The following is a 24936-nucleotide window of genomic DNA, read 5'->3' on the forward strand; positions in this document are numbered from 1 at the left end:
CCGGCCGCTCCGTCAGCGCGACGCCGCCCGGCCGAGCCGTGAGCGGTGCCGGTCCGCGGCCTCGTCGCGACGACGACGGAGACGGCGCACGAGCATGGGATCGTGGGCGAGAGCGTCAGGGGTGTCGATCAGTCGGCCGAGCACCTGGTAGTACCGTGCGGGCGTCAGGCCGAACTCAGCACGGATGGCCTCTTCTTTCGCCCCCGCGTGGCGTCGCCATTCACCCTCGAAAGCGAGGAAGGCGAGTTCACGGTCCGACAGGGTCACGCCACCACGTTAACGGCGGCCCGCCTCGGATCCGGGATGCCACGCCACCCACGCGCCCAGCGGATCCACCTCCGCGATCACATCGCCGTCGAGTGCCAGAGAGAAACCTCCCCGCACCGATTCGACGGGCCGCGTCCAGCCGTCGTGGAGCCCCGGCGCATCGAAGGTGATCCATCGCCCCGCCGCACGGGCGGCCGAGATCAGCGCCGCGCGACGGGTGCGCGGAACGTGCGCGAGGACGCCGGGGGTCGTCACGACCAGCGTCGCGTCACGCGGCGCACGGGCGGCGAGGGCCGGCAGGGCGTCGGCTCCGTCACCGGTGACGAGCAGGGGCGGATCGGCCGCCGCGATGTCGAGGGCGCCCGCGATGCGTTCCCGCCGGCCCTCCTCCCCCGGCCACACGAGGCCCGTGAGCCACGCCCGGTCATCGGCTCGACCGGCGTCGAGCGGGTTCAGATCGATGCCCGCCCGCCAGACCACCTGCGGCATCCGCACCTCCGGCATCCCGTGGAGCGCACTGTCGAGCACCACCGGGCTCACGCCGTCGAGGGGGTCCAGCGCGAGGGTGTCCGCGCCGCTCCGATAGCGATACGAGTAGCGGTCGGGGAAGAGGCACAACCCGGCGCTCGCCCCCACCTCGAGCAGGGCGATGGGCCCCTCGATCAGCGACAGCACCGGCAGCAGGGCGGCGCAGCGCAGCGGCTCGTTCGTCTGCACGCTCCGCCGCCCGCACTCTTCCGCGATCGCCTCGGCGTGCGAGACGACCCACGACGCCCACGCGTCGAGGTCGCCCATCGGGGCACCGAGCACGCGCACGACGGCGAAGACGAGGGGAGGCTGACGTCGTGTCTCGGCGATGCCCGCGAACGCGGTCGCCACCGCGGGGTCGTCGATCACCCGGCGCGCCCACGCCTCGTACACGGCGGATCGGCCGGGCGCCTCGTCGCGGGCGAAGCGCTCGAACCTCTCGATGACGGCGGTCACGGCATCCTGATCCATCCCGCAGATTATGCCGGGCCGACCTGACCGCTCCCGGGCACGACAGAATGGATGCCGGAGAAGGGAAGTTTCCATGACTTACGCCGTCGACAAGTCCGACGACCAGTGGCGCGAAGAGTTGACGCCCGAGCAGTACGCGGTGCTCCGCCAGGCGGGAACGGAGCGCGCCTGGACGGGTGAGCTGCTCGACGAGAGCCGCGCCGGTTTCTACACCTGTGCCGCGTGCGGTGCGGAGCTGTTCCAGAGCGGGACCAAGTTCGACTCGCACTGCGGGTGGCCGAGCTTCTACGAATCGGTGCGCCCCGAGGCCGTCGAGCTCATCGACGACAACAGCCACGGCATGCAGCGCACCGAGGTGCGCTGCGCGAACTGCGGTTCGCACCTGGGGCACGTGTTCCCCGACGGATTCGGCACGCCCACCGGCGACCGTTACTGCATGAACTCGCTCTCGCTGAACTTCACCCCGGAAGACCAGGCGTGAGCGCACTCGAGGCGATGCGCGACCGCCGGTCGTGGTCGAAGGTCACCGACCTCGCCCCCACCGGCCCCGAGCTCGAGGCCTTCGTCGCCGCGGCCGGTCGCGTCGCCGACCACAAGACGCTGCGTCCGTGGCGCATCATCGAGATCCGCGGGAGCGATCGCGACCTGCTCGCCCGCGCCTTGAACAAGGCCGACGGCAAGCGCGGGTACTCCTCGAAGCCGCGTCGTGCACCCCTGATCATCGCGCTGGTGGCCGACGTGTCGTCGAAGAAGGTCCCCGCGTGGGAGCAGGAGGCCACGGCATCCGGGGTCGCCCACATGCTCAGCCTCGTGCTGGATGAGGCGGGTTTCGGCGTGTTCTGGCGCACCGACGACAACACCCGCAGCAAAGTGCTCGCGAAGGCGCACGGCCTGAAAAAGGGCGAGGTGCTGCTCGGGTGGTTGTACGTGGGCGGCAAGCCGCAGCGTTCGCGTCCGGTGCGCCGCAAGACCGTGGATGCCGCGAAGCACATCTCGCGCATGCCCGGGGGCAAGAAGGGCCGCAAGGTCGACGACGTCTCCCTCTGATCCACAGGAGCGTGTGACGCCGCCCGGGGGTTTTCCTCGGGCGGCGTCGTCGTTCGTGCGGCGCGACCTTCAGCGGCGTCGACGCCGCCACGGCACGGCTGCGACGACCACTCCGGCGAGGGCGACCGCCGCCGCGAGCACCGCGACCGCGGGCGACGGCGCGGCGGGAGCGGGCCAGGCCGCGTCGAGCAGCACCGAGGTGGTGAGCAGCCCGACGACCGACCCGAGGCCCAGCAGCAGCACGCCCGTGCGCCGCACGACCACCGACGACAGGAAGATGTAGATCACGCCCACCGCACCGCCGCTGTACAGCCACGGCTCGGTCGGCACGACTCGGGGGGCCCCGACGACGGCGATGTACACGGCCGCCGCGAACAGCAGCACGACGGTCCCGCCGATGAAGTTCACCAGCGTCGCTGTCAGGGGGCTCTCGACCCGAACGCGCAGACGCCCGTTCGTCCCCTGCTGCCACGAGACGGCTGCTCCGGCGACCGCGGGCACGATGAGCATCCACAGGGGCACGCCCGCGAGGGCGTCGCCCGACAGGCAGACGACGACACCCGCGATGGCGAGGGCCGCTCCCACGGCACGGCGCACGGTGACGGGGACGACGCCGGCCGGACCGTAACCGATTCGATCGAGCACGAGACCACCGGTGGTCTGACCGGCGACGAAGCCGACCGTGAACAGGGCGACGCCGATCGTGGCGACCGTCAGCCCCTGGCTCGCCACGGTGAAGGCGCCGACGAGGCCGCCCAGGAGCATCCACGGGGGAATGGAACGGGTCCGGATGCCGCCGACCAGCCGCCCGAACCCGCGCCGCCCCTCGGGGAGCAGCGCGGACAGCGCGACGAGGATGAGCAGCCCCGAAGTGAACGACACCGCCGCGGCGACGATGCCGTCACCGAACTCGGCGCCGAGGGTGCCGTTGATGCGCGCCTGCAGGGCCGTGAGCGCGCCGATGAGCACCGCTCCCCCCACGGCGAGGCCGACCGCACCGCGCTCCGACACCATGCTCCCCTCGTGCCCGAGGCTCGGGCCACCGTCGATCGTACGACGCCCCGTCGTGCACGCCCGGCGCGCTTCCCCGTCGCGGTGTCCGCCGTCGCTGCTTCCGGCGTCGCAGATCACGCCGACCGCGCGTCGTCCCCGTACACGCGCAGGACATCGGTCAAAGCCTCGACCTCGACCCCCTCCGCGACCGCCGCGTCGACAAGCGCACGGAGTTGTCGCATGAGGCCCGCGGAGAGAGGAGCGACACCGGGGGCGACGCGGGTTCCCGAGCCGACACGGCTGACGATCAGGCCGTCCATCTCGAGCGCACGGTACGCCTTCTGCACGGTGCCTGGAGCGACACCGAAGTCAGCCGCTGCCTGCCGCACGGTGGGAAGCTTCTCGCCGCCACCCAGCCGACCGGAGACGATCATTCCGCGGTAGAAGCGATGCAGATCGACGGTCGGACTCGCCGCGTCCACCGACACGCTGTCCTTCATGCGCGGCTCTCTGCAGTCGCCCGCATCGGGGCCCGTGCAACGCGGATGGACCGAACGACGAGCAGAGCGAGCATCGCCACTCCCCCGATCTCGAGCAGCGGCGCGACGACGCCTCCGCTGAGAACCAGGTCGGCGTGGGGCAGCAACACGTCGAATCGCCTTCCTCCACCGGACACCGACGTCGTCGTGATCGTCGTGGTCACCGCGGAGCGCGCCATGCGCAGCACGCCCCCGAGCACGATCGACGTCGCGGCGATGCCGATGCCGACGACGCCGCGAGCGATCTCGGCCCGCCGAGCGCGCTCGACATCGAGAGAGACGGAAGCGGGGAAAGGCCGGACGGCGTTGCGCCGCAGAGCACAGAAGACAGTGGCCGCCAGGACGGACACCGAGACGATCAGAGGGATGCCGTAGGCCCAGCCCGGAAAGATCGTCACAACCGGTGGAACATCCGTGTTCGGCACCTCCAGGGTGAGATGCGCGGCGATGCCCGGACCATACGACGTCGACATGCGCCCGAAGACGACCGCGACCACGATGGTGACACCTACGACGGTGGCGTACAGCGGAGTACCACGGAGAGGACCGAAGGTGCTCCACGTGCGCCGACTCACGGAGACCGCGTCGACCGTGCGGCGCTGCCCTCGGGCGCGCATCGCGAACAGCAGCATCGCCAGCCCCAGGGCTGCTGCGATCGGGGCGACGGCGAAGCGCCACCATGCCACCGTGGCCGACATGTCGAAGGCATGACCGCGGAGGACGACGTCAGCGATCCACACGGCGCCTACGGCGGCGGCGATTCCCCCCGACACGATGCGCTCGTCGCGCGGGGCACGACCCGGCGCCACCGTCCCGCGCCGCACGCGTGCCACGAGGAGGGCCGCCGCGACACCCAGCACCGCGCACACCACCGACGAGGACAGGAGCCCCCAGACGACTTCCCCGGGAGATGCCTGAAGAAGCCGATTCCCCACGTTCAAGAGATACTGCGCGCTCACGTGACCACCTTTCGTGCTACTTTCCTAGCACACTTTGTACCACGATTGAGATACAAAAGGTCCTGCCGTAGCGAGTGCACGCCGTCCACGCCGGTGTCGGACGAGCGCACCGACGAAGATTGCGAAGAGTCCGATCATCGCGAGGACGCTCACCCCGTAAAGGAGCACACCGCCGAGGGCGTAGTCACCTCCGCCCGGCACCGCCGCTTCAGGGTTCCACACGAGGATCTGCATCAGGGCGACACCCGCATAGAGGGTGACGGCGACCACCCCCGTCACGGCGACCAGCACGGCGGCGAGACCTCTTATATGCACCGGACTCATGCGCCCATGATCGCGCAGGCGTGCGCGAGACACGACCATCCCGCGCACGTCGCTGCCGCACCGAACCGATTCCATGCGCCAGGCTGTCACCCGTGACACAGCTCAACCCCGGCCCCCACGATGTCTCGCGCATCCTCGGCGACCTGAACACCGCGGGCGCCGACCGCGAGTTCCTCGCCCACGCCGAACTGCACCTGCCCCGCCTGCACGAGCTCTTCGTCCGCCTCTACGGCGAGCGCACCGACGGCCTCGAGCGTCTGGCATCCGTGGTCGACCTCGCGCGACGCTCCTGGACCGAGCGTCCTCGGGCACTGAAGGCCCTCGACCGCGAGCGCGACAGCACCCCCGACTGGTTCGAGAGCGAGCGGATGCTCGGCGGTGTCTGCTACGTCGACCGGTACGCGGGTGGGCTCAGCGGCATCCGGGATCGAATCCCCTACTTCCGCGAACTGGGGCTGACCTACCTCCACCTCATGCCGCTGTTCGAGAGCCCCGCGGGAAACAGCGACGGCGGCTACGCGGTGTCGAGCTATCGTCGCGTCGACCCCGCGCTGGGGACGATGGAGGAGCTCGCATCCCTTGCCGCCGACCTCCGACGCGCCGGGATCTCGCTGGTGGTCGATTTCATCTTCAACCACACCAGCAACGAGCACGACTGGGCGCGGAAGGCCGTCTCGGGCGAGCCGGGATTCGAGGACTTCTACCTCATCTACCCCGACCGCGAGATGCCCGACGCCTACGAGCAGACGACGCGTGAGATCTTCCCCGACGACCACCCGGGCTCGTTCGTGCAGCTCGACGACGGGCGCTGGATCTGGGCGACGTTCTACCACTTCCAGTGGGACCTGAACTACGCCAACCCCGCGGTCTTCGAGGCGATGGCCGGCGAGATGCTGTTCCTGGCGAACCAGGGCGTGGAGATCCTGCGGATGGATGCCGTGGCCTTCATCTGGAAGCGACTGGGCACGACATGCGAGTCACTGCCCGAGGCGCACCTGCTGCTGCAGGCGTTCAACGCGGTGCTGCGGATGGCCGCTCCGGGGCTGCTGTTCAAGTCGGAGGCGATCGTGCACCCCGACGAGGTCGTGTCGTACATCTCGCCCGACGAGTGCCAGATCTCCTACAACCCGCTGCAGATGGCCCTCACCTGGGAGGCGCTGGCGACCCGCGACGGTCGCCTCCTGCAACAGGCGCTCGAGCGGCGGCATGCACTCCCCGCCGGCACGGCGTGGGTCAACTACGTGCGCAGTCACGACGACATCGGGTGGACCTTCGCCGACGAGGATGCCGCCGAGCTCGGCATCGACGGCTACCCGCACCGCCGCTTCCTCAACGACTTCTACGTCGGTCGGGCCGACGGCACCTTCGCCCGCGGCGTTCCCTTCCAGGAGAACCCGCGGACGGGCGATGCCCGGGTCACCGGCACCACGGCATCCCTCGCCGGTGTCGAGGCGGGTGATGCGGGCGGTGAGGACCGCGTCGTGCTGGCCCACGCGCTGGCGCTGTCGACCGGTGGGATTCCCCTGCTGTACCTCGGCGACGAGGTCGCCCAGCTCAACGACTACGGCTACGCCGACCGCGCCGCGGAGGCCGGCGACAGCAGGTGGGTGCACCGCCCCTTCCGCCCGGAGCAGAACTACGCCGACCGCGCGGATGCCGGAACCCCCGCGGGTCGCGTCTTCTCACGGCTGTCGCGTCTGCTCGCCGTCCGCCGCGTGACGCCCGAGTTCGCGGGGAACGACCTGTACGCCTTCGACGCGCGCGTGAGGTCGGTGGTGGCGTTCCTGCGCCCGGGCGAGGGCGGGTTCTCGGTGCTGGTCGCCGCGAACGTCGCCGATTCCGCGGTGGAGATCGACGCGGTGACCCTGTCGGGGCTCGCTCCCGAGGCCCTCGACCTGGTCACCGGTGCCCCCGTCTGGCTCGGTGCCGGTGTCACGCTCGCCGCGCACGACGTGCGTTGGCTCCGCGTGCGGACGCGCTGATCGGGCGTCCCGGTGCGGTTCTCGTCGCGCCGGGACGTCAGCGGTGTTGCCGCGCGGCTCTCGCCGCGCCGGAGGACGAGATCAGCGGCGTTCCGGCGCCGGCTGCCCGTCGGTGGTCGCGATGCGTCTCGCGGCCGCCTCGAGCAGCACCTCGGCCGTGATGTCCTCGATCTCGAGGGCTGTTCCGATCCGACTGTCGTTCATGAGGCCGGCGATCTGCGCCTGGTGGTCGTCGACGTGCTCGTTGCGGCTCGCGCGGCGGACGACGGCCACGGGGTACACGCCGGCCTCGAGCAGGCCGAGGATGGTGCCGACACCGGCGTGCGTGACCACCACGTCCGCTTCGTGGATGGCGCGATCGAAGGACGCGGCATCCATGTCCTGCACGACCCGGCCGGGCAGATCGTCACGCGTGGTGTAACCGAGCTGCCAGGTGGTGTCCTCGCCCATCAGGCCCGTCGCCAACAGGGCGTCCACCAGGGTGTCGAAGCGGTAGCCCTGGATGGTCCCGAGCGTCACGAAGATCTTCAGCGGTCGCCCCTCGGGCGCGACGCGATCCTCGATCGAGAAGGTCTCCAGCACGCTCGGGTGCAGGCCCCACCGACCTCCGGCCCACGAGCGATGCTGCGTCCGCATCTCGGCGAGACGGCTGTGGTACAGCATGCGCCCCGTCAGCGAGGGCCCGAGGACGCGCGAGACGCTCTCGATGTACAGGGCCGGAATGCCGCGTCGACGTGCCACCGGCAGCGCGGCCGTGGCGAGCGCGGCGCCGGTGCTGACGGCGGCGTCGAAGTCCTCGCCCGCGAGGGCCTTGTCGATCTGACCGACGGCCTTGAGCGTGCCGCGCCAGTCGCGCGGCTTGATGTAGGGCACGAGGAGCGTGCGCTTGCCCCGCAGGAGCGAGCGCGTCTGCGGGGAGTCGAAGCTGACCCACAGCGAGTCGTCGGTGGCGCCGAGACCCGGTGCCAGACGCACGAGCTGGGCGATGTGCCCGCCGGTCGACGCCGCGAGCAGCATCTTGCGCGGGTTGTCGGGGTTCAGGTCCAGGCGGTCGGACATGTCACGCGCCGCGATCATCGGGCCCCATCCGTTTCGAGGCGAAGAATGAAGACCGCCGAGGTTCGCCGGCGCTCTCTCATCACCACCCTCCCGGACGACGCATTGTCGGACGCACGCGTAAGAATCACTGATCTCCCCCAGATCTCGTGTCGGAACGGACTACCGCCAGAACCGACGTCACAGTGAATTGTACGGCAGGCGCATTACAGGGCCGTGTCCGGCAAAGCAACGGAGACGAACAGGAATAGAATGCGCGACGCCGGTCGCAGTGCGAACCGGACGCAACCGCCGGAATTCCGGAACCCCTCCCCGAGGTCTAGACCCGAGCTCGGCCGAGGATGTTGCGGTAGGCGTTCATGGTCTGCGCCGCGATGACATCCCAGTCCAGCGCGCGCAGGTCCGCCCTCTCCGGCCTCCCCGACGTCGTGGACCACTCGAGCGCGCCCGACAGGGCGGCGGAAGTCAGATCGCCGTCGAACAAGCGCACCCAGTCGTCGCCGAGCTGCTGCTGCAGCTCCTGCATCGCCCCCAGCTGCGGAACGAGCACCGGGCGATCAGCCGAGACGGCCAGGATCGCCGAACCCGAGTTCTGGATCCGCGAGTACGGGAGGACGACGAGATCCGCCGCGGCGAGAGCGGTGGCGATGTCGTGGTCGGGGAGGAAGCGCGCATCGATCACGATCCGCTCGTCGCCGCGTGCGGCCTCGCGGATCTCGGCCTCGAGCTCGGGCGGCGAGATCTTCCCGGCGATGAGCAGGGTGGCATCCACGTCGCTCTCGCGGAACACCCGGATCAGGTGAGGGACGTTCTTGTAGCGACGGATCTGTCCCACGCTGACGATCACCGGACGACGGGGGTCGAGCCCCAGCCGCTCACGGGCCTCGGCGCGGCCGACACCGAAGTCGTACGAGTCGCGGTAGTGGCCGTGCGGGATGACCTCCGCGGGGACGGCGGCGAGTTCGGGATAGGCCGTCCGCGCGCTCACGACGCCCTGCGCCGTGAGCGAGATGATGCCGTCGACGTTCTTCAGCAGGAGCCTGTCGGACAGGGCCCTCAGGCGGGCCGTCGAGCGCTCCTCGTGCGCGGCGACGTTGTGGACGGTCCACACCAGGACGGTCCCCCGGCGCCGCGAGAGCGCGAGGCTGCCGTAGAACAGCGCGAGCCGGCAGACGTGCCGGTACAGCCGGGGTCCCGACAGGAACGACAGGTCGGGCCAGTGCAGGTGGATGACGTCGGTGCGCTCGAGGAGCAGGCGTCCGTAGTGGAGGTCGCGCACGACCGCGCCTCGCCGCTGCAGGGCACGGGCCAGGTCGGCGGTGTACGGGTTCGCCTTCTCGGTGCGGAAGGCCGGTTCGGCCTGGACGACCAACGGATGCCGCGCCGTCGTCGACGGCTCCCGCCCGAAGAGGGTGCGTTCGGCGGCGGGGAACCCCCGACGCCACGAACGACGGTGCGCCCACGCCTGCCGGTATGCGTCGCGCGAACTGCGACGCACAGCCTCGAGGACCGCGCGCAGGGCCACACCGGCCTGAAGCAGGAGCACCGCGAGCAGGGCGACCGGAGCGGACCAGACGGTGGTGAAATAGGTGACCTTGCCGGCGAGGACCATCGCCAGACGGCGCCCGCTGGAGCTGCTCGAGCCGCCGACATCGTGACGGATGACGGCCTCGGGCACGATGATCGGACGGAAGCCGCGGCGCCACGCCCTCGTCGAGAATTCCGCGTCCTCGCCGTACAGGAAGAACCGCTCGTCCATGCCTCCGATGCGGTGCCACACGTCGCGGCGCGTCATCAGGAGGCAGCCCGTGACGATCGGGACCTCGCGGACCGTGTCGCGCTTCCACCGGCCCAGGGACTCGGGGTCGAACAGGGCGGACTTCTTCGCGACGGCCGACGCCCCCGTGGCGTAACACAGCAGCGACCACAGGCTCGGCGCGCCCCAGCACGACGACGGGTCCAGCGCGCCGGTCTCGTCGACCGTGCGACCGCCGTAGATCCCGTGTTCGGGATGGGCTTCGGCGAAGCTCACCAGTGCCTCCAGCGAACCGGGGAAGGCGGACGCGTCGGGGTTGAACAGCATGACGTAGTCGGCCGTCGACGCCTCGACGCCCCGGTTCACCGCTCGCGCGAAACCGAGGTTCTCGCCCGCGTCGATCAGGGTCACCGCGGGGTGCGCGGCACGGATCGCCTCGAGGGAGCCGTCGGTGGAGCCGTTGTCGATCAGCACGATCCCGAGCCAGTCGAGGTCGAGATCGACCAGGGAGTCGATGGCTTCGAGGGTGCGATCGCGCGTGTTGTAGTTGACGATGATCGCGTCGACGGTGGGCGCGCTCACGCGGTGACCCGGTCGGTCGTCGACGCGGGCTCGGCGTCCCGCCGGTAGGCGATGACCTTGGCCGGCACACCGCCGGCGATCGCATTCTCGGGGACGTCCTTGGTCACGACGGCTCCGGCGGCGATGATCGCGCCGTCTCCGATGGTGACCCCGGCGAGGACGACGACGTCGGCCCCGAGCCAGGTACCTGCCCCGATGACGATGTCATCCTCCTGCTTGGGCTGGTCCATCGGGGCGACGCCTTTCGCGATGCCGTAGTTCGATGCCGTCAGCGTCACGCGGGGAGCGAGGAGCGCCTTCTCGCCGAACGTGATCCGCCCGGTCGAGTTGCCCGCCCAGATCGTGGAGTACTCGCCGATCCGGGTGCCGGAGCCGATGGTGATGCGCTCGGCGTTGCGGAAGGAGACGTTGGGCGCGAAGCTCACATCGGTACCGCGAGTGAGCCTGCGCACCTGCGAGACGTGCGAGTACCCGTAGAAGTGCAGCACGCGCAATCCGTGCAGGTACACCCGCGGGTCGAGCAGCGAGGCGACCGCCACGAGCGTCTTGCGGATCTTGTTCATTCTTCCACCCCTTCGAGCATCGAGCGGAGCCGACGGGCGATGCCCTCGGTGTCCAACTCCGCGCGGGTCGTCACGGTCAAGGTGATCTTGTCGCCGTAGACCGCGGCGAACACCGCGAGCTCGTCCCGCCGATCCGACGCCGGCAGCACGATGAAGGCCTCCACGACATCCCCGGAGAAGAACCTCGGCTCGCGCGACCACGGCACCAGCGTCACGTATCCGATCGAGCGACCGCGCGGCTGCTCCTCCACGGCCAGACCGCGCGCGAACGCCGCGACCTGGGAACGCACCGACGCGACGACCTCGGGCAGGCCCGCCGACGGCGTCCCGTGCGCACGGAGCATCTCCACGTGATTGCGGATGGCGCGCTCGCCCTTCTTGCGGCGCGACACCGGCACCATCACGTCGATGCCGTCGCGGTCGTCGTCGACCGCGCACATGGCGGCCGCGACGATCAGGTCGTTCAACGACCCGCGCAGCTTCGCCGCCCGACGCGTGGTGGCCGAGGCGTCGATCTCGAAGAAGGTGTCGGTGAACGGCGGGATGAAGCTCGCGCGGAGGTTCCGGCGGGTCGCGTAGACCTCCTTGAGCGGGCGGATGTTGCGCCCGACCACTCGTTTCGCCCGCTTCACGACGGGTTTGCGCCAGTACTCCCGCCACGCGGCGGACACGTTCGGCTGCAGCCGCCACCAGGTGCGGACGGCGTACAGCGGCACGAGCGCGCGCGATGCGGGCGGGCGGGCCATGACGGGCAGCGGTGACTCTTCAGAGACCTCGGAGGCCTCGGTGAGCTCGGTGAGACGTTCCATCGCCCACTTGGCATCCCCGTTGGCATGGTGCATGCGGGCGCCGAAAGCGACCTGACCGGTGGTCAGCGACGTGAACGTGAAGTCCCAGAGCGGGCGGTCGCGCGGCAGGAGGCCGCGGTCACCGTCGATGAACCACCGCAGGCGCTGCGTCTCGAGATCGTGCGTCCCCTCGGGGAAGTGCACGTGTTGGCGCAGGTCGAAATCCTCGGCCGGAACCCACGCGGGCGCCGTGACCCCCAGCGGGGAGTCGATGACGCGCAGACGGAACTCCGGAACCCGTCGCACGAGCCGGTCGACTCCCGCGAGGATCTTCTCCCGGTCCAGCGACCCGTCGTCCCGGCGCAGGCTCCCCCCGCTCAAGACCAGGATGCATCCGGTGTGCATGGTCTCGTACTGGATGTTCGAGGCAAGGTGCGTCTCGTCGAGGATGCGGAGCAGCTCGACCGAGACACCGGGGTCGGTCGAGGCGTCCCCGTCGTGCGACGGCGCCCGCGCGACGCTCGCCGACGAGGAGGCGGAGGCGAACCTCTCGCCGATCACCGGCGAGCTCCACGCCTGGCGGGCTCCGGTGACGATGCCGTCGAACATGGCGTGCTCATGCGCCGCGGGCTTCTTGCGCGCGAAGGCCCGCACGATGCGGACCACCGAACGCCCCACCAGACGCCACGCGAGGCGGGTGCCCAGCACCGGGTCGATGTGGATCCACTTCGCGATCATCGCGCCCAGCCCCAGGCCGTAGCCGCGGTGCAGGTTGACGTAATCCTGACCCTCGCGGGTGTTGTTGTGCCACACGATGCACGTGGCGTCGTGCACGATGGTCGACCCGGCACGCACGATGCGGACGAAGATGTCGAGGTCCTCGGCACCGGCCCACGGCTTGCCTGCGCCCAGGGCGTCGTCGAAGCCGCCCATCCGCAGGAGCATCTCGCGGCGGAAGGCCATGACGGCGCCGTGGCCGGCATCCAGGCCCTGCACGGGCGTGCGGTAGAGGCGCTGCCGGCGGTACGGAGCCTTGGCGGCGGATTCGGATCGGTGCAGCATGCGGCCCGTGACCGCCCCGACCGTCGAGTCCTCGAAGTGCGGGAGGACGACGTCGATCCACCCCTCCTCGGGCAGGCAGTCGTCGTCGGTGAAGATGACGAACGGACGCGCGGAGGCATGGATGCCGGCGTTGCGCGCGACGGACAGTCCGGCGCCGGCGAGCACATACACGACCCCGGCCTCCTCCGCGATCTGTCGCGTCTCGTCGGTGTCGGAGGCGCTGTCGACGACGACGACCTCGGTCTCGGCGGGGGTGTTCCTCCGGATGGCCGCGAGCGCCTCCCGGAGGTATCCGGGGCGGTTCCGGGTGCAGACGATGATCGAGATGTCAGACGGCGTGAGCATGCGCACCTCCCGCCGTGGCGCGGTCGCGCGCGGCGTCGTAGCAGCGGACGAGGGTGTGGGCTGCGGCATCCCAGGTGAGCTCGGGGGCGTGGGCGATCGCCGCGGCGCTCATCCGCGCTAGCTCCGTGCGCTCGCGCGAGAGCAGGTCGAGGTGCGAGACGAGCGCATCGACATCGCGGGGCGCGTGGAACAGACCCTGCACGCCGTCCTGCATGAGCGCTCCGGATGCGGTCGACACGAGGGGGACGCACCCCATCGCCTGCGCTTCGTACGTCACGAGGGCCGACCCTTCCTCGATGGTGGGGAGGAGCAGCACATCGGATGCCGCCAGCGCCGCCTCCACCTGATGGGTGAAGCCGACGACCCGCACGCTCGGGTGCGCCAGTCTGTCGGCGAGGAGTGCCTCGTACGCCGGGAGCATCCGGCCGACCACCGTCAGGGTGCCGTCCGTGCTCGCTTCCGACCTCAGCCACGCGTCGAGGGCGTGGTGCAGCCCCTTGCGGGGTTCGCCGAGTCCGACGTAGACGGCGCGAAGCGGCGCCGGGGTCGCGGTGCGTGGCCGGGCGACCCGCGTCCCGGGACGGAAACCGTATTGATGACGGAGGATGCGGTCGTCGGCGAACCCGGCGTCGCGGAAGGTCTGCGCGACGAAATCCGACGGGGCGAGAACGGCGGTCGCGCGCGACCAGTCCGCGCGCTCCATGTCCAGGCGGCGGTCGTTCGCGGTGTGCGCGGTGTCGACCTCGCCCTGCAGGCCCAGTCTCGCGACTTCCTCGGCGACCACCCGCCACGCGAATTCCGTGTGGGTGTTCGGGGCCTCCCGCACGACGGCCGTGCCGCGCTCGCGGGCCGCTGCCGCGGTGCGGCCGGGGCCGGTGGGCCACAGGTGCACGATGTCGTACCCGCCGCGCGCGGCGAATCGTGCCGCCCGGGCGTCGTGCCACGCGAAGGCACGGTCGCGCCCGACGGCGCGGTGCGGGATCCTCTTGCCCCGCAGGGCGAGCGTCTGCGTCACGCGCACGTTCGACGGCATCGGCCGCGCGACGCTCGCCGCCACGACGTGCACGTCGTGACCGAGCCGGGCCAGTCCGTCGACCTGGTTCCACGCCGTCCAGCCGATACCTGGCGCCCCGAGTGCATGAGGAAACGAAAAAAGCACTCGCATAGACATTGCCCCCGTTTCGAGCGGACATCGAATGCAGAGATCGACACCCGCCGGTCTCCTACTGTGGACACGGGGCGGCAGCATTGCAAGTTGAGTACTCGATGTACACCCGAAAGACGCGACGTTGTAACACGTACGAATCGCCAATACCAGAGGTTGCCCGCATACTGTCAAAGTGAGGTCGATCGGTTCGCCGATTTGCGGGGTGTCTCCGGAGATCCTCTCATTCGCCATCGGTGGCTCAAGTTACATCGTCGCCCGGGGGGGCGACTGGAGGGGAAACAATGGAAATTCCTACGTATTTGCGAGTCCTGTGGAGGAGCAAGTGGCTGCTCGTGGTGGGCGCCATCGTCGCGGCCGTCGCCGCGTTCTTCGCCGGCTTCACCATCAATAACGGTCAGGTCGAGCCGCGGGCCGAGCAGTCGTACCGTGCCGGCACGACCCTGCTGCTCAACGGTCCCGACCAGCCGCTCTATCAGGCCGTGATCCCCGGCCAGGAGCTGCAGGAGGGTCAGACCCAGCCGCAGACGGTCGACCTGACCTCGCGCGCCATCCTGTACGCCTACCTCATCAGCGGCCAGGACATGCGGGCCACCGTGGAGTCGCAGATCGGCACCTTCGCCGAGGAGGAGACGCTGACCGCTCTCCGTCGCACCACGCAGCCCGCCGGTGACGAATCGTTCGCCGGACGCTACGTGCTGCCCATCCTCGAAGTCGTCGGTACGGCCTCGACGCCCGAGCGGGCCGAGCAGATCTCGCGCACCGCCGCCCAGACCTTCGAGGCCCAGGTCGTGGCCGACCAGACAGCCGCAGAGATCCCCGAAGGCAACCGCGTGCTGATCACGACCATCGATGAGAAGCCCGGCACCGCCCTCGAAGGCTCCAACCCGGCCATCCCGGTCGTGGTCACCTTCCTCGGCGTCTTCCTGCTCTTCGTGGCAGCGGCCTACATCATCGCCGGCTCCAAGGCCTCCCGTGAGCGCAAGCGTGCCGCGAAGGCTGCTCGCGAGGACGACGCCCCGTCGTCGGCGAAGCTCGACGACGACGCCGACTTCTCCATCGACGACCTCCTGCCGGGCCAGCGCTCGGAATCCGAGGCGGAGGCCGTCCGCTCGCGGGCGCGCAACCGTGCACGCGTCGAGTCGACGACTCTTCGCAGCGACCTCTGAACCCCGAGGCCACTCCCGTGTCACTGCACACAACGCAGTCGCGGGGGNGCTGCCCCCGCGACGCCTCCTCCCTCACCGGCGACGGTGACGGAGGACGAGGTGACCCTGCCCGTGGGCAGGGCGATCCTGGCCGTGGTGATCCTCATCGCCGTGGCCGCCGTGTCCGTCATCTTCCTGCCCCCGGTCGCAGCCGGCGGCGCGATGATCGTCGTCGCCCTGGCGGTCCTGGCACGGAGGATCCTCACCTCGTGGGTCGGTTGGCTCGGCATCCTCGTCGCCGTGGTGATGTTCATCCCCATCCGGCGCTACGCGTTGCCCATCCCGCTGCCCTTCCAGCTCGAGGCCTACCGCCTCGTGTTGTTCGTGATGTTCGCGGGAATGGTCGCGGCCCTGCTGCTGGACCGCAACCGTAAGTGGAAGCCGGTCGGTTTCGGATGGCCGATCGGGATCTTCTTCGTGTCGCTGTTCGTCTCCATCCCGCCGAACGGCACGCGGCTCGTCGAGGAGGGCCTCGCCACGAGCGCCGTCGGTACCCTGGTCAACTGGGTCGTGCTGCTGTCGGTCTTCTACATCGTCCGGCAGATCATCGACACCGAGACCATCGCGATGGGCCTGCTCACCGCTCTCGTGTGGTGCGGCACGGTCGTGTCGGTCTTCGCCGTCTTCGAGCGCGTGACGCGTATCAACGTCTTCCACCGGCTCGAGACCTTCCTCCCGCTGAACCTGATCGCCGCTGACGGTGAATCCTTCCGCGCCGGCGGCTACCGCTCGTTCGGATCGTCGCAGCATCCCATCGCCCTGTCGGTGATGTTCTGCATCCTGATCCCGATCGCGATCTACCTCTCGCGCTACGGCCGGTGGCCGAAGAACGAGTGGACGCGTCGGCTCGTGTACTCCTTCGTCGCTCTCATCCTGCTGATGGGCGTGCTGGTCGCGGTCTCCCGCACCGCGGTGATCGTGCTGGGCATCATGTTCCTGCTCACGCTCCTCCTGCGGCCGTGGCTGGGCATCACGCTGTTGGCGTTGGGCGTGCCCCTGCTGGCCGTCGGCATGGCGGCCCTCCCGAAGGTCGTCGGCACGCTCGTGCTCTCGTTCCTGGATATCGACGCCCTGATCGCCTCGCAGCAGACGTCGCCGGGTTTCCGCGGCGCCGGTCGATTGGCCGACCTCGGTCCGTCTCTGATCGAGGCGGCGCAGTCTCCGTTCTTCGGAACCGGCTTGGGAAGCCGCATCGTCGTGGGCGAGGAGCAGAACGCCTACATCCTCGACAATCAGGTGCTCGGTTCGCTCCTCGAAGTCGGAGCCGTCGGCGTTCTCGGTCTCGCGGTGTTCATCCTCGTTCCGATCCTGATGATGGGCGCCTGGGCGTTCACCACGGCGCGCGACGAACCCCGCTACGCGATGCTCGCTTTCGCGCTGTTCCTCAGCGGAGCCGGCTACGCCGCCGCCCTGTTCTTCTACGACGCGTTCGGTTTCATGCAGACCTTCTTCGTGTATTCCATGCTGCTCGCCGTCGCCGGGTGGCTGCTCACATCGAGCCCGCCCGCCCTCAGGGCGCGCGCGGCCGGCGAGGGGATGTTCGTCCGGTGGCCCCGCGCGACGGTGTCCTCCGGGGTCGCCCTATGACACCGCGGATGTCGATCGTCATCCCGGCCCACGACGAGGGCCCCCTGGTGCGCCGCAGCCTGGAGCAGATGCTCCGGGGTGCGGCGCCCGGGGAGTTCGACGTCGTCGTGGTGGCCAACGGGTGCGCGGACGACACCGCGGAACAGGCGCGCGCTGTGCCCGGCGTGACCGTCCACGAGATCGCCGAGGGTTCCAAGATCGCGGCGTTGAACGCCGGCGACGCGATCGCTCGGGTGTTCCCCCGCGCCTACATCGATGCCGACGTCGCCCTGTCGGTGTCGGCTCTGCGCGCAATGGCCGACGAGCTGTCCGTCTCCTCGGCGCCGCGCGCAGCCGCTCCCCGCCTCGTCGTCGACACCTCGCGGTCGAGCCTGCCCGTAAGATGCCACTCGCGCGTGTGGGCGGCATCGGCCTATCGATCCCGCGGCCACGTCGGCTCCGGGGTCTACGCGGTCAACGCCGCGGGTCGTCAGCGCTGGGAGTCCTTCCCCGACGTCATCGCCGACGACCGGTTCGTGCAGCTGCGCTTCGCACCCGACGAGCGCACGACCCTCGCCGACGAGACCTTCACGGTCCACGCTCCGAAGAACATGCGAGCGCTCGTGCGACGAGGGGTCCGCATCGAGCTGGGCAACCGGCAGCTGCCGGACGACGGCGTCGAGCGCGACCGCGGCGGGCTCCTGCGGCGCGTGGCCCGCTCCCCCCGCCTCTGGCTCTCCTTCCCCTTCTACGCGTGGGGATACGCGATGCCCAAGCTCATCGCCCGTCGCCGATCGGCAGGTCCCATCGCGTGGGACCGCGACACATCCCTCAGAGAGGCATCACGCCGATGACTAGCGACCTCAAACACAAAGCATCCCGAGGCGCCGCGGTCACCGCGGGCGGCCTGTGGATCAAGACGGCGCTGCAGCTCATCTCGACGATGCTGCTCGCCCGCCTGCTCGACCAGTCGGACTTCGGTCTCGTCGCGATGATCATGGCCATCGTCGGCGTCGCCGACCTGGTGCGCGACTTCGGCATGACCGGTGCCATCCTGCAGGCCAAGAAGCTGACCGAGGATCAGTGGCGATCGCTGCTGTGGTTCTCGGCGTTGCTCGGCACGGCGCTCATGATCGGCATCGCCGCCTGCGCTCCGCTGATCGCCCTGCTCTACGGCGAACCCCGACTGACGATCCTCACCCTCGCCATCGCACCGACGCTCCTGATCAACGGCCTCTGCATGCCGCTGCAGGCCTCCGTGCAACGCGACCTGCGGTTCGGCACCCTCGCTCTCATCGACATCGTCGCGATGGCGGTCGGAGTGGCGTTGTCGGTCGTGGCCGCCCTCGTGGGCTTCGGCGTCTGGTCGCTGGTCGTGTTCGCCGGCGCCGGCCAGGTGTACCGTCTGATCGCCCTGTGGGTCTCCGCCAAGCCCCGCTGGGGTCGCCCCCGTGTCGGTCGCGACATCCGCCCGCTGCTCTCGACGGGCGGAAGTCTCTTCGGGGTGCAGCTGCTCAACTACGCCTCGCGCAACCTCGACAACGTGGTGATCGGTCAGCAGCTCGGCGCCGCGGCGCTGGGCCAGTACTCCCGCGCGTACGGTCTGTTCCTCCTCCCGCAACAGCAGCTGACGGCCCCGCTCGGCCGGGTCGCCCTGCCCGTTCTGAGCCGCCTGCAGGATGACGGCGACCGCTACCGGCGCTATATCAGCAACGCCATGGTGGTCATCGGCTACCTCGCGCTCCCGGTGTACGCGATCGCGGCAGCCGTCGCCCACCCGCTCATCCTGCTCCTCCTGGGCCCGGGATGGGATACCGCGGCGGACGCCTTCGCGCTCCTCGCCCTGGCCGGTGTGGCCCAGGCCGTCGGCAACGTCAACGGGTGGATCTACATCACCCTCGGCCGCGCGCATCGCCAGCTGGTCTATTACGCCATCACGCGTCCCATCGTGATCGCCGCGTTCTTCGTCGGCGTGGCGTGGAACGGCGTGAACGGACTCGCACTGCTCTACGGCCTGGTGACCCTGGCGCTCCTCGTCCCGGGATTCCTCGTGGCGACCCAGGGCACGTTCCTGCGCAGCGGTCGCGACATCGCCCTCCCCCTCATCCGCCCCGCGATCGCCGCCGGCCTCGCCTTCGGCGCGTCCTGGACCACCGCGCAGCTGCTGGTCGACTGGCTCGCGATCCTCCAGGTCATCGGGGGCGGTCTCGCAGGCCTGGTCGTGCTCGGCATCCTGTACCTCGTCCCCGGTTACCGGCGCGACTACCGGATGATGCTCGACTTCGTGAAGCAGGCGCGAAAGCCCGCTCCGCGCAAGCCCGTCGCCGACAAGACGGCGGCTGCCGCGCCGAACGAAGACGACGCGGTCTCGCAGCCCACGGCGGCCGAGATCGACCTCGAGGCGACGCCCGTGGACGCCCCGGCCACCATGCTCGGCGCCGACGAGCCGTCGGCCGGCGAACTCGAAAGCGAGATCGAGCAGGAGAATGCTCGACGGAAGGACAGACGACGATGAGGACCAAGATCTCCGCGGTCGCGATCGGACTCGCCCTCGTCGCCGTCCTGGCCGGGTGCACCCCGCCCGAGGCTGCGCCGACGACCCCCACGGAGACGTCCGACTCCCAGATGCGCGGCGTCTCGTCGATCGCGGTGGTCGGTGACTCGATGTCGGTCGGGATGGCCGCCTGCGGATCGCGGGACGCCTGCCCCGAGGCTTCGTGGGCACTGGGGACCGATCCCGAGGTGGAATCCATCCGCGCACGCCTCGGCGGCGACTCGATCGCTCCCCTCTCGTTGGCTCGTCCGGGCGCGGTCGTGGCCGACCGGATCACGGCCGTCGAGAAGGCCGAGGGAAAATCGGCCGATCTCGTCCTCGTCGCCATCGGCACCAACGACGTGTGCACCAGCAGCATGGACAAGATCACGCCCGTGGACGAGTTCGGCCGAACGTATGCCGACTTGCTCGCGACGATCCGCGCCGGCGTACCCGAGGCGCCCATCGTGGCCCTGTCGCTCCCCGACATCAGCCAGCTGTGGGAAGCGGGTCGGAGCGACTCGAAGATCGTGGGCCTGTGGAACCAGAGCCCGTCCTGCCGCACCCTGCTCGGTGACGCCGATTCGGATGCCGCCGCGGACGAGGAGCGGCGAGCCTCGGTCATGGAGACCCTCGCCGGCTACAACGCCTCGATCATCGAAGCGTGCGCGGCCGTGACCGAGTGCACGACCGACGACGGAGCCGTCAACCAGATCACGTTCTCGTTGGATGACATCTCGACGGCCGATCACTTCCACCCCTCGGCCTCCGGCCAGGCGAAGGTGGCGGCCGCGGCGTGGCCCGCAGTGCAGAAGGCCCTCGGCGGCTGACCGTCCGCAGACCCCTTCGTCGCATCCCGACCGGCCCACCGGTCCGGACGCGACGAAGGGGGTCAGACGTTCGCCGGTGCTGCCGTGCGGTGGCGGGCGGAGGAGCGCAGCACGAGGTCCAGCACCGCACGGTGCCGTGAACTCCACCCGTTGTCCTCGATGAACGCGGCGCGCTGCGCATCGGTGAGGGGACCGCGCTCGAGAGCCTCGTCGACCTGGGGACCCATCTCGGCCGTGCTGGCGGAGAAGGTCACCCGTTCGTGGATCCCCCGCACGGGCGGGAGGTCGACGGAGACCACGGGCAGACCCGCGGCGAGGTATTCGTAGACCTTGAGCGGGCTCATCGCCTCGGTGAGTGCCGTGCGCCGGTGCGACAGGAGCGACACGTCGCAATTGCGCAGTGCCGCCACGAGCTCCGACCGACCGACCCCGGAGTGCTGATGCACGTTCGCGATGTCGCGCAGCGCGCGGGTGTAGCCGGGCTCGGGGGCGGGCCCGAGCAGCACGATGTGCAGGTCGGGTCGAAGGACCGCCAGGTGCGCGATGCCCTCGACGTCGAGTCGGTTGTCGATCGTGCCGACGTAGATCGCGCGCGGACCGGGTATGGCGGCCAGCCAGTCCGGCGCCGCGGGGCGGGGACCCATCCACTCACGGGGGTCGACACCGTTCGGAACGACGACCGCCGGTCCGCGCGGGTCGATCCGGTCGATGATCTGCTGCGAGACCGCGGCGACGCCGACCTCGCTCTCGCTGATCTGGCGGTAGGCCGCGGCGTACGCCGGCCAGTAGGCCCGACGCGCTTCGGAGCTCAGCCAGTCGTCGCGCCCGAAGTATGTGACGGTGTCGGCCCAGCCGAAGGGGCAGAACGCCGCCACGAGCGGGTTGGTCGTCACGACCGCGGTGCGGCTCATTCCGGCCCGGGCGGCCGCCGTACGCAGTTGTTCGTCGTACGAACGGTAGGTGCGCACGATCGCGGGCACGTTGACCGGATCGCGGCGAGCGAGACGGGTCGGGGTGATGAGCCGCCGGTCCGCGCGGGCGGGGAAGGGCTCGGCCGGCCGGATCCCCCGGGCCGCCACGCTGGCGAGCGAGCGGAACGGGTTCGCCACGAGGAGGTTGCCGACGTCGTCCGACGACATGAGGGTCTGCAGGATGCGGTCGGGCGGACGCATCATGCCGCGGGCCGCGGCATCGGCGTAGGTCTCGTACGAGAACGTGAAGACGACGTCGCGTTTCACGAGACGATCTCCCGGAGCACGCGGGCCGGAGCGCCCACCGCGACGCAGCGCGGCGGCAGGTCGGAGGTCACGACGGCGTTCGCACCCACGACCGTACCGGCCCCGATGGTCACGCCGGGCATGACCACGACGTTCTGGCCGAGCCAGGCACCGCGGCCGATCCGAACGGGTGCCACGCGTGAGAGGGGCTGATCGCGGATGGGGATGTCGGGATCGTCGAACCCGTGCGTGTGGTCGGAGATGTAGACACCGCGGGCCAGAGCCACGGCATCCTCGACGATCACCTCTTCGACGGCGGTGATCGAGGTCTGGTTCATCCGCACGCGGTCGCCGATGTGGATGACGGGACCGGCGGCGTCGAGCCGCGGCACCATGAACCACGACGACGGCCCGATGAGCACGTCGCGGCCGACGACGACCTTCTGGGGGTTGCCGGCGCGGAACGGCAGCATGATCCGCGATCCGCTCCCGAACTCGGCGAACCCGGTGGCCGCGATCTTGGTGTACGCCGCGTCCCGCGCGCGGGTGGCGTACTCCATGAGCGTCATCGGGTTCACGGCCCGTCCCTTCATGACAGGCCCTCGACGTTGCGCCGCGCGAGATCCGTCACGGTCTCGCGGGCGCCGAGGATCCGCGAACGCAGCTCGGCGCGCTGCTCGACGGCGGTCGACACCGCGGAGAAGAGGTCGCCGTCGAACGACGACCCCGGAGCGACGCAGAGCTCCGGCGCTCCGAACAGGTCCATCAGTCCCTCGACCTTCCCCTGCGTCGCGACAGTCACCGGGGGCGTCCCGGCCATCAGCGACATCACCGCGAGGTGCATGCGCCCGGTGACCGTGACCGCGGCGCGCGCGGCGAGGCCGCGGATCTCGGCGGGGGCGAGCAGGCGCGGAACCAAGTGCACGTCGACGTCGTCTCCGGCAGCGTCCACGAGGGCCTGGCACAGCGGCAGGTCGTCGGCGCCGTGACGCGACACGTGCGGAACCACGAGCACCACGAAGCCCGCGGCGCGCAGGGTCTTCACGACCCGTACGTAAGCGGGCAGCCTGTCGCCGACCAACCCCGACGCGTTCACGAGCGCGAGTTCGCGGTCGCCGAGCTCGGGCAGAAGTCGCTGCACGATCGTGTCGTCGCGCGATGTCGCCGCGAAGACGATGTCGGCGCTGTCCCGCACCGAAAGACCATCGGCGCGTGCCCGGGCGGCGGAGCGCGGATCGCGCAGGTACAGGCGTACCCCCGCGTCGCCGGCGCGGCGCAGAGCCGCCACGGACCGCTCGTGAGGCGACGCGTTCCAGCTGAAGCCCACGATGCGGGTGGGCCACCCGAGGCGGGCGAGCCGCTCGGCGAGTCCCGCTCGGTTCACCGATGCCCGCAGAACGTAGGCGCCGTCCATGATGTCGGCGCCGATGACGGAGAACGACCGCGCCGAGCGGAGTTCTCTGCTCAGGGCGCGCACGTCGCGCGCATGACCGACCGCGGAGCCGTAGACGAGGGCGGGAAGGGGGACGATGCGCATCCGCTCGCGCAGCGCGTCCGGCACGTCGAAATCCTGGACGGACCGGGTCACGACGACCACCGGCCCGTCGACGGTCTCCACGAAGGCTTCCACGAGAGCCTGATCGCCGATGTTGCCGCGACCCGGAGGGGCCAGCAGGACGTGGTTGCGAGCCCCCTTCTGCGGTCGTGCGTGCAGCAGCACCCGGTCGACGAGGCGGATGAGTCCCTGGGACTGCAGGGGCTTCGCCAGGCGTCGGAGCGCGCTCACAGGGCGCTCTTCGGGACGACGTCAGCGGGGCTCCGGCGAGCCGAGGGAATGATCAAAGTTTCCAAATGGCCCTCAGGTATTCATCGGTAGGTGTAGGTGTGCGCTGCTCGAGCCACGCGGAATCTACGGTTGAAAGCGTCGGATCACTCGTCCATCCTCCGGAGTTGGAGTAGGTCGTCGTCGCCGGTGTGAAGGAATTCTCTACGGATGCCCAGACGCCCGGGACGCTTCCGATCATAATCGAATCGCGCGCCGCCATAACGCCGTTCGTCCCCGACCCGTTGGCTGCCTGAGGCGCGCCCGTCGTCGACGATTTGGCGCCCGTGGGGAGCGGATAACGCTGCAGCATGCGGGTCCCCGCGACGACCAGGCAATGCTCGAAACGGACGCCGCTCGCGAGCTCGGTGGGGATGAATGCCGCATTGGTCGAGGCGAAGATGACGGTGTCCTTCATCACGACGTTGCGCAGGGGGTGCGTACCCGACAGCTGGTAGGTGTCGAGGTGCGCCGATGAGCCCGACGGCTTGTACATCGATGCGATGTAGCAGCCGGTGATCGACAGGTCCGTGACCGTGCTGCCCGCCGTCCGCGTCGCCCACGCGTCGGATTCGGTGAGCTGCGACTCGGGAGTGACGCACTCGACGAACTCCACGCCGGACACCGCCGCCGTCTCATTGCTCGAGACGTTGAACGCCCGGCCTTTCGACCACGCCCAGGCGAAATCGGAGACGCCCGTGAGCACCAGCGAACCGGGGAAGGTCCAGAAGCCGACGAAGCTCACGCCCATGACGCGGTCGAGCCGGATCGACGCGTCGAAGCTCACACTGGCGGAACCGTCTCGCGGCATGATCAGGATGCGACGGCCTCGGCCGGTCTGGCCGACGCCCTGGAGAACGGGTTTCGACGACGAACCGGCACCGTTGCCGGCCAGGGTGCCGGGGCGCACGAGGATGCGCACATTGCCGTTCGGAGCGACCGTACGAAGCGACGAGATGGCGTTGGCGATGGCCGCCCAGGTGCAGTCGCATTCGATGGTCCTGTCGAACGCGTCCGTCGGGCGGGGAGTCCGAGACGGCCAGTGCGAACCGTCCGGCCCGAATCTGGTGGACATGACGGTGGCGGCGGAAGCGGACTGGGGCACGAGGAACGCGGAGGCGGCGACCAGGGGCGTGGCCGAGAGCAATCCGACGAAAGCACGGCGACTGATGTCGTTCATGGCGCAAATATATGAGCACACAGAATGCACCGGTGACGATTTCGGAAAATACCCGAAAAACGTAATCTCTTCGTCTTTTTTCGGACGGTGAACAGCCGCCGAGTCGTTTCGGAGCCGACGGATGCGCGCGCTCGGAACATCCGCCGAGTCGTC

Annotated in this window: 23 protein-coding genes; 8 read left to right on the top strand and 15 right to left on the bottom strand. The window is 69.9% G+C overall.

The features are described from left to right. Positions 1-12: 12 nt before the first annotated feature. Positions 13-267, bottom strand: coding sequence for a DUF3263 domain-containing protein (locus tag ACTJJP_RS06540; protein ID WP_314452624.1), 255 nt, complete (start codon positions 265-267; stop codon positions 13-15). A 9-nt stretch (positions 268-276) separates the two neighbouring features. Continuing rightward, complete coding sequence (locus ACTJJP_RS06545; RefSeq protein ID WP_440774217.1) at positions 277-1266, bottom strand: DUF2332 family protein; 990 nt, start codon at positions 1264-1266, stop codon at positions 277-279. 73 nt (positions 1267-1339) lie between these two features. On the opposite strand from ACTJJP_RS06545, the gene msrB reads away from it, so the two are divergent. Together msrB and ACTJJP_RS06555 are read left to right on the top strand one after the other, a co-directional pair. Further along, positions 1340-1747 carry a peptide-methionine (R)-S-oxide reductase MsrB gene (gene msrB / locus ACTJJP_RS06550; RefSeq protein WP_440774218.1) on the top strand — a complete coding sequence of 136 codons (408 nt, stop codon included), beginning with the start codon at positions 1340-1342 and terminating at the stop codon, positions 1745-1747. Between the two features lie 14 nt (positions 1748-1761). Beyond that, positions 1762-2313 carry a nitroreductase family protein gene (locus tag ACTJJP_RS06555; RefSeq protein ID WP_440774704.1) on the top strand — a complete coding sequence of 184 codons (552 nt, stop codon included), beginning with the start codon at positions 1762-1764 and terminating at the stop codon, positions 2311-2313. A gap of 69 nt (positions 2314-2382) precedes the next feature. Here ACTJJP_RS06555 and ACTJJP_RS06560 read toward each other — a convergent pair whose 3' ends face one another. The 4 genes from ACTJJP_RS06560 to ACTJJP_RS06575 form a co-directional block, all read right to left on the bottom strand. Then, positions 2383-3327, bottom strand: a complete 945-nt coding sequence (locus ACTJJP_RS06560; RefSeq protein WP_440774219.1) for a DMT family transporter — start codon at positions 3325-3327, stop codon at positions 2383-2385. Between the two features lie 113 nt (positions 3328-3440). Beyond that, complete coding sequence (locus ACTJJP_RS06565; RefSeq protein WP_440774220.1) at positions 3441-3806, bottom strand: GntR family transcriptional regulator; 366 nt, start codon at positions 3804-3806, stop codon at positions 3441-3443. Then, positions 3803-4804, bottom strand: a complete 1002-nt coding sequence (locus tag ACTJJP_RS06570; RefSeq protein ID WP_440774221.1) for a hypothetical protein — start codon at positions 4802-4804, stop codon at positions 3803-3805. The genes ACTJJP_RS06565 and ACTJJP_RS06570 overlap by 4 nt, the downstream gene beginning before the upstream one ends. A 24-nt stretch (positions 4805-4828) precedes the next feature. Continuing rightward, a complete protein-coding gene (locus ACTJJP_RS06575; RefSeq protein ID WP_440774222.1) occupies positions 4829-5128 on the bottom strand; it encodes a hypothetical protein in 300 nt (99 codons plus the stop codon). Between the two features lie 143 nt (positions 5129-5271). On the opposite strand from ACTJJP_RS06575, the gene ACTJJP_RS06580 reads away from it, so the two are divergent. Continuing rightward, positions 5272-7110: an alpha-amylase family glycosyl hydrolase gene (locus ACTJJP_RS06580; protein ID WP_440774705.1), complete on the top strand. Its 1839-nt coding sequence runs from the start codon at positions 5272-5274 to the stop codon at positions 7108-7110. A gap of 81 nt (positions 7111-7191) precedes the next feature. Here ACTJJP_RS06580 and ACTJJP_RS06585 read toward each other — a convergent pair whose 3' ends face one another. The 5 genes from ACTJJP_RS06585 to ACTJJP_RS06605 form a co-directional block, all read right to left on the bottom strand. After that, a complete protein-coding gene (locus ACTJJP_RS06585) occupies positions 7192-8169 on the bottom strand; it encodes a glycosyltransferase (RefSeq protein ID WP_440774223.1) in 978 nt (325 codons plus the stop codon). 316 nt (positions 8170-8485) lie between these two features. Further along, entirely contained in the window at positions 8486-10504 is a 2019-nt protein-coding gene (locus ACTJJP_RS06590; RefSeq protein WP_440774224.1) for a glycosyltransferase, read from the bottom strand. Continuing rightward, positions 10501-11067 carry an acyltransferase gene (locus ACTJJP_RS06595; RefSeq protein WP_440774225.1) on the bottom strand — a complete coding sequence of 189 codons (567 nt, stop codon included), beginning with the start codon at positions 11065-11067 and terminating at the stop codon, positions 10501-10503. The genes ACTJJP_RS06590 and ACTJJP_RS06595 overlap by 4 nt, the downstream gene beginning before the upstream one ends. Beyond that, positions 11064-13262, bottom strand: a complete 2199-nt coding sequence (locus ACTJJP_RS06600; RefSeq protein ID WP_440774226.1) for a glycosyltransferase — start codon at positions 13260-13262, stop codon at positions 11064-11066. The genes ACTJJP_RS06595 and ACTJJP_RS06600 overlap by 4 nt, the downstream gene beginning before the upstream one ends. Further along, positions 13246-14421 (bottom strand): glycosyltransferase family 4 protein, encoded by a 1176-nt coding sequence (locus tag ACTJJP_RS06605; RefSeq protein WP_440774227.1) that lies wholly within the window; start codon positions 14419-14421, stop codon positions 13246-13248. The genes ACTJJP_RS06600 and ACTJJP_RS06605 overlap by 17 nt, the downstream gene beginning before the upstream one ends. A gap of 290 nt (positions 14422-14711) precedes the next feature. Between ACTJJP_RS06605 and ACTJJP_RS06610 the strand changes: the two genes are divergently transcribed. From ACTJJP_RS06610 to ACTJJP_RS06630, 5 genes are all read left to right on the top strand, one after another. Next, the gene (locus tag ACTJJP_RS06610) at positions 14712-15596 is read left to right on the top strand and encodes a hypothetical protein (RefSeq protein ID WP_440774228.1); all 885 of its coding nucleotides are present in this window, start codon (positions 14712-14714) and stop codon (positions 15594-15596) included. A 99-nt stretch (positions 15597-15695) separates the two neighbouring features. Continuing rightward, entirely contained in the window at positions 15696-17222 is a 1527-nt protein-coding gene (locus ACTJJP_RS06615) for a hypothetical protein (RefSeq protein ID WP_440774229.1), read from the top strand. A gap of 8 nt (positions 17223-17230) precedes the next feature. Continuing rightward, positions 17231-18055 (top strand): glycosyltransferase, encoded by an 825-nt coding sequence (locus ACTJJP_RS06620; protein ID WP_440774230.1) that lies wholly within the window; start codon positions 17231-17233, stop codon positions 18053-18055. Continuing rightward, a complete protein-coding gene (locus ACTJJP_RS06625; protein WP_440774231.1) occupies positions 18052-19716 on the top strand; it encodes a lipopolysaccharide biosynthesis protein in 1665 nt (554 codons plus the stop codon). The genes ACTJJP_RS06620 and ACTJJP_RS06625 overlap by 4 nt, the downstream gene beginning before the upstream one ends. Next, the gene (locus ACTJJP_RS06630) at positions 19713-20564 is read left to right on the top strand and encodes a GDSL-type esterase/lipase family protein (protein WP_440774232.1); all 852 of its coding nucleotides are present in this window, start codon (positions 19713-19715) and stop codon (positions 20562-20564) included. The genes ACTJJP_RS06625 and ACTJJP_RS06630 overlap by 4 nt, the downstream gene beginning before the upstream one ends. Before the next feature lie 62 nt (positions 20565-20626). On the opposite strand, the gene ACTJJP_RS06635 is transcribed toward ACTJJP_RS06630, so the two are convergent. Genes ACTJJP_RS06635 through ACTJJP_RS06650 form a run of 4 tightly spaced genes read right to left on the bottom strand, consistent with a single transcriptional unit; the run spans position 20627 to position 24783 of the window. Continuing rightward, positions 20627-21802, bottom strand: coding sequence for a glycosyltransferase (locus ACTJJP_RS06635; RefSeq protein WP_440774233.1), 1176 nt, complete (start codon positions 21800-21802; stop codon positions 20627-20629). After that, entirely contained in the window at positions 21799-22350 is a 552-nt protein-coding gene (locus tag ACTJJP_RS06640) for an acyltransferase (protein WP_440774706.1), read from the bottom strand. The genes ACTJJP_RS06635 and ACTJJP_RS06640 overlap by 4 nt, the downstream gene beginning before the upstream one ends. 20 nt (positions 22351-22370) lie before the next feature. After that, positions 22371-23567 carry a polysaccharide pyruvyl transferase family protein gene (locus tag ACTJJP_RS06645; RefSeq protein ID WP_440774234.1) on the bottom strand — a complete coding sequence of 399 codons (1197 nt, stop codon included), beginning with the start codon at positions 23565-23567 and terminating at the stop codon, positions 22371-22373. Positions 23568-23619: 52 nt separating this feature from the next. Then, positions 23620-24783: a hypothetical protein gene (locus ACTJJP_RS06650; protein ID WP_440774235.1), complete on the bottom strand. Its 1164-nt coding sequence runs from the start codon at positions 24781-24783 to the stop codon at positions 23620-23622. Between the last annotated feature and the right edge of the window lie 153 nt (positions 24784-24936).

The organism is Microbacterium sp. 22296 (assembly GCF_052045385.1).
Taxonomy (GTDB): domain Bacteria; phylum Actinomycetota; class Actinomycetes; order Actinomycetales; family Microbacteriaceae; genus Microbacterium.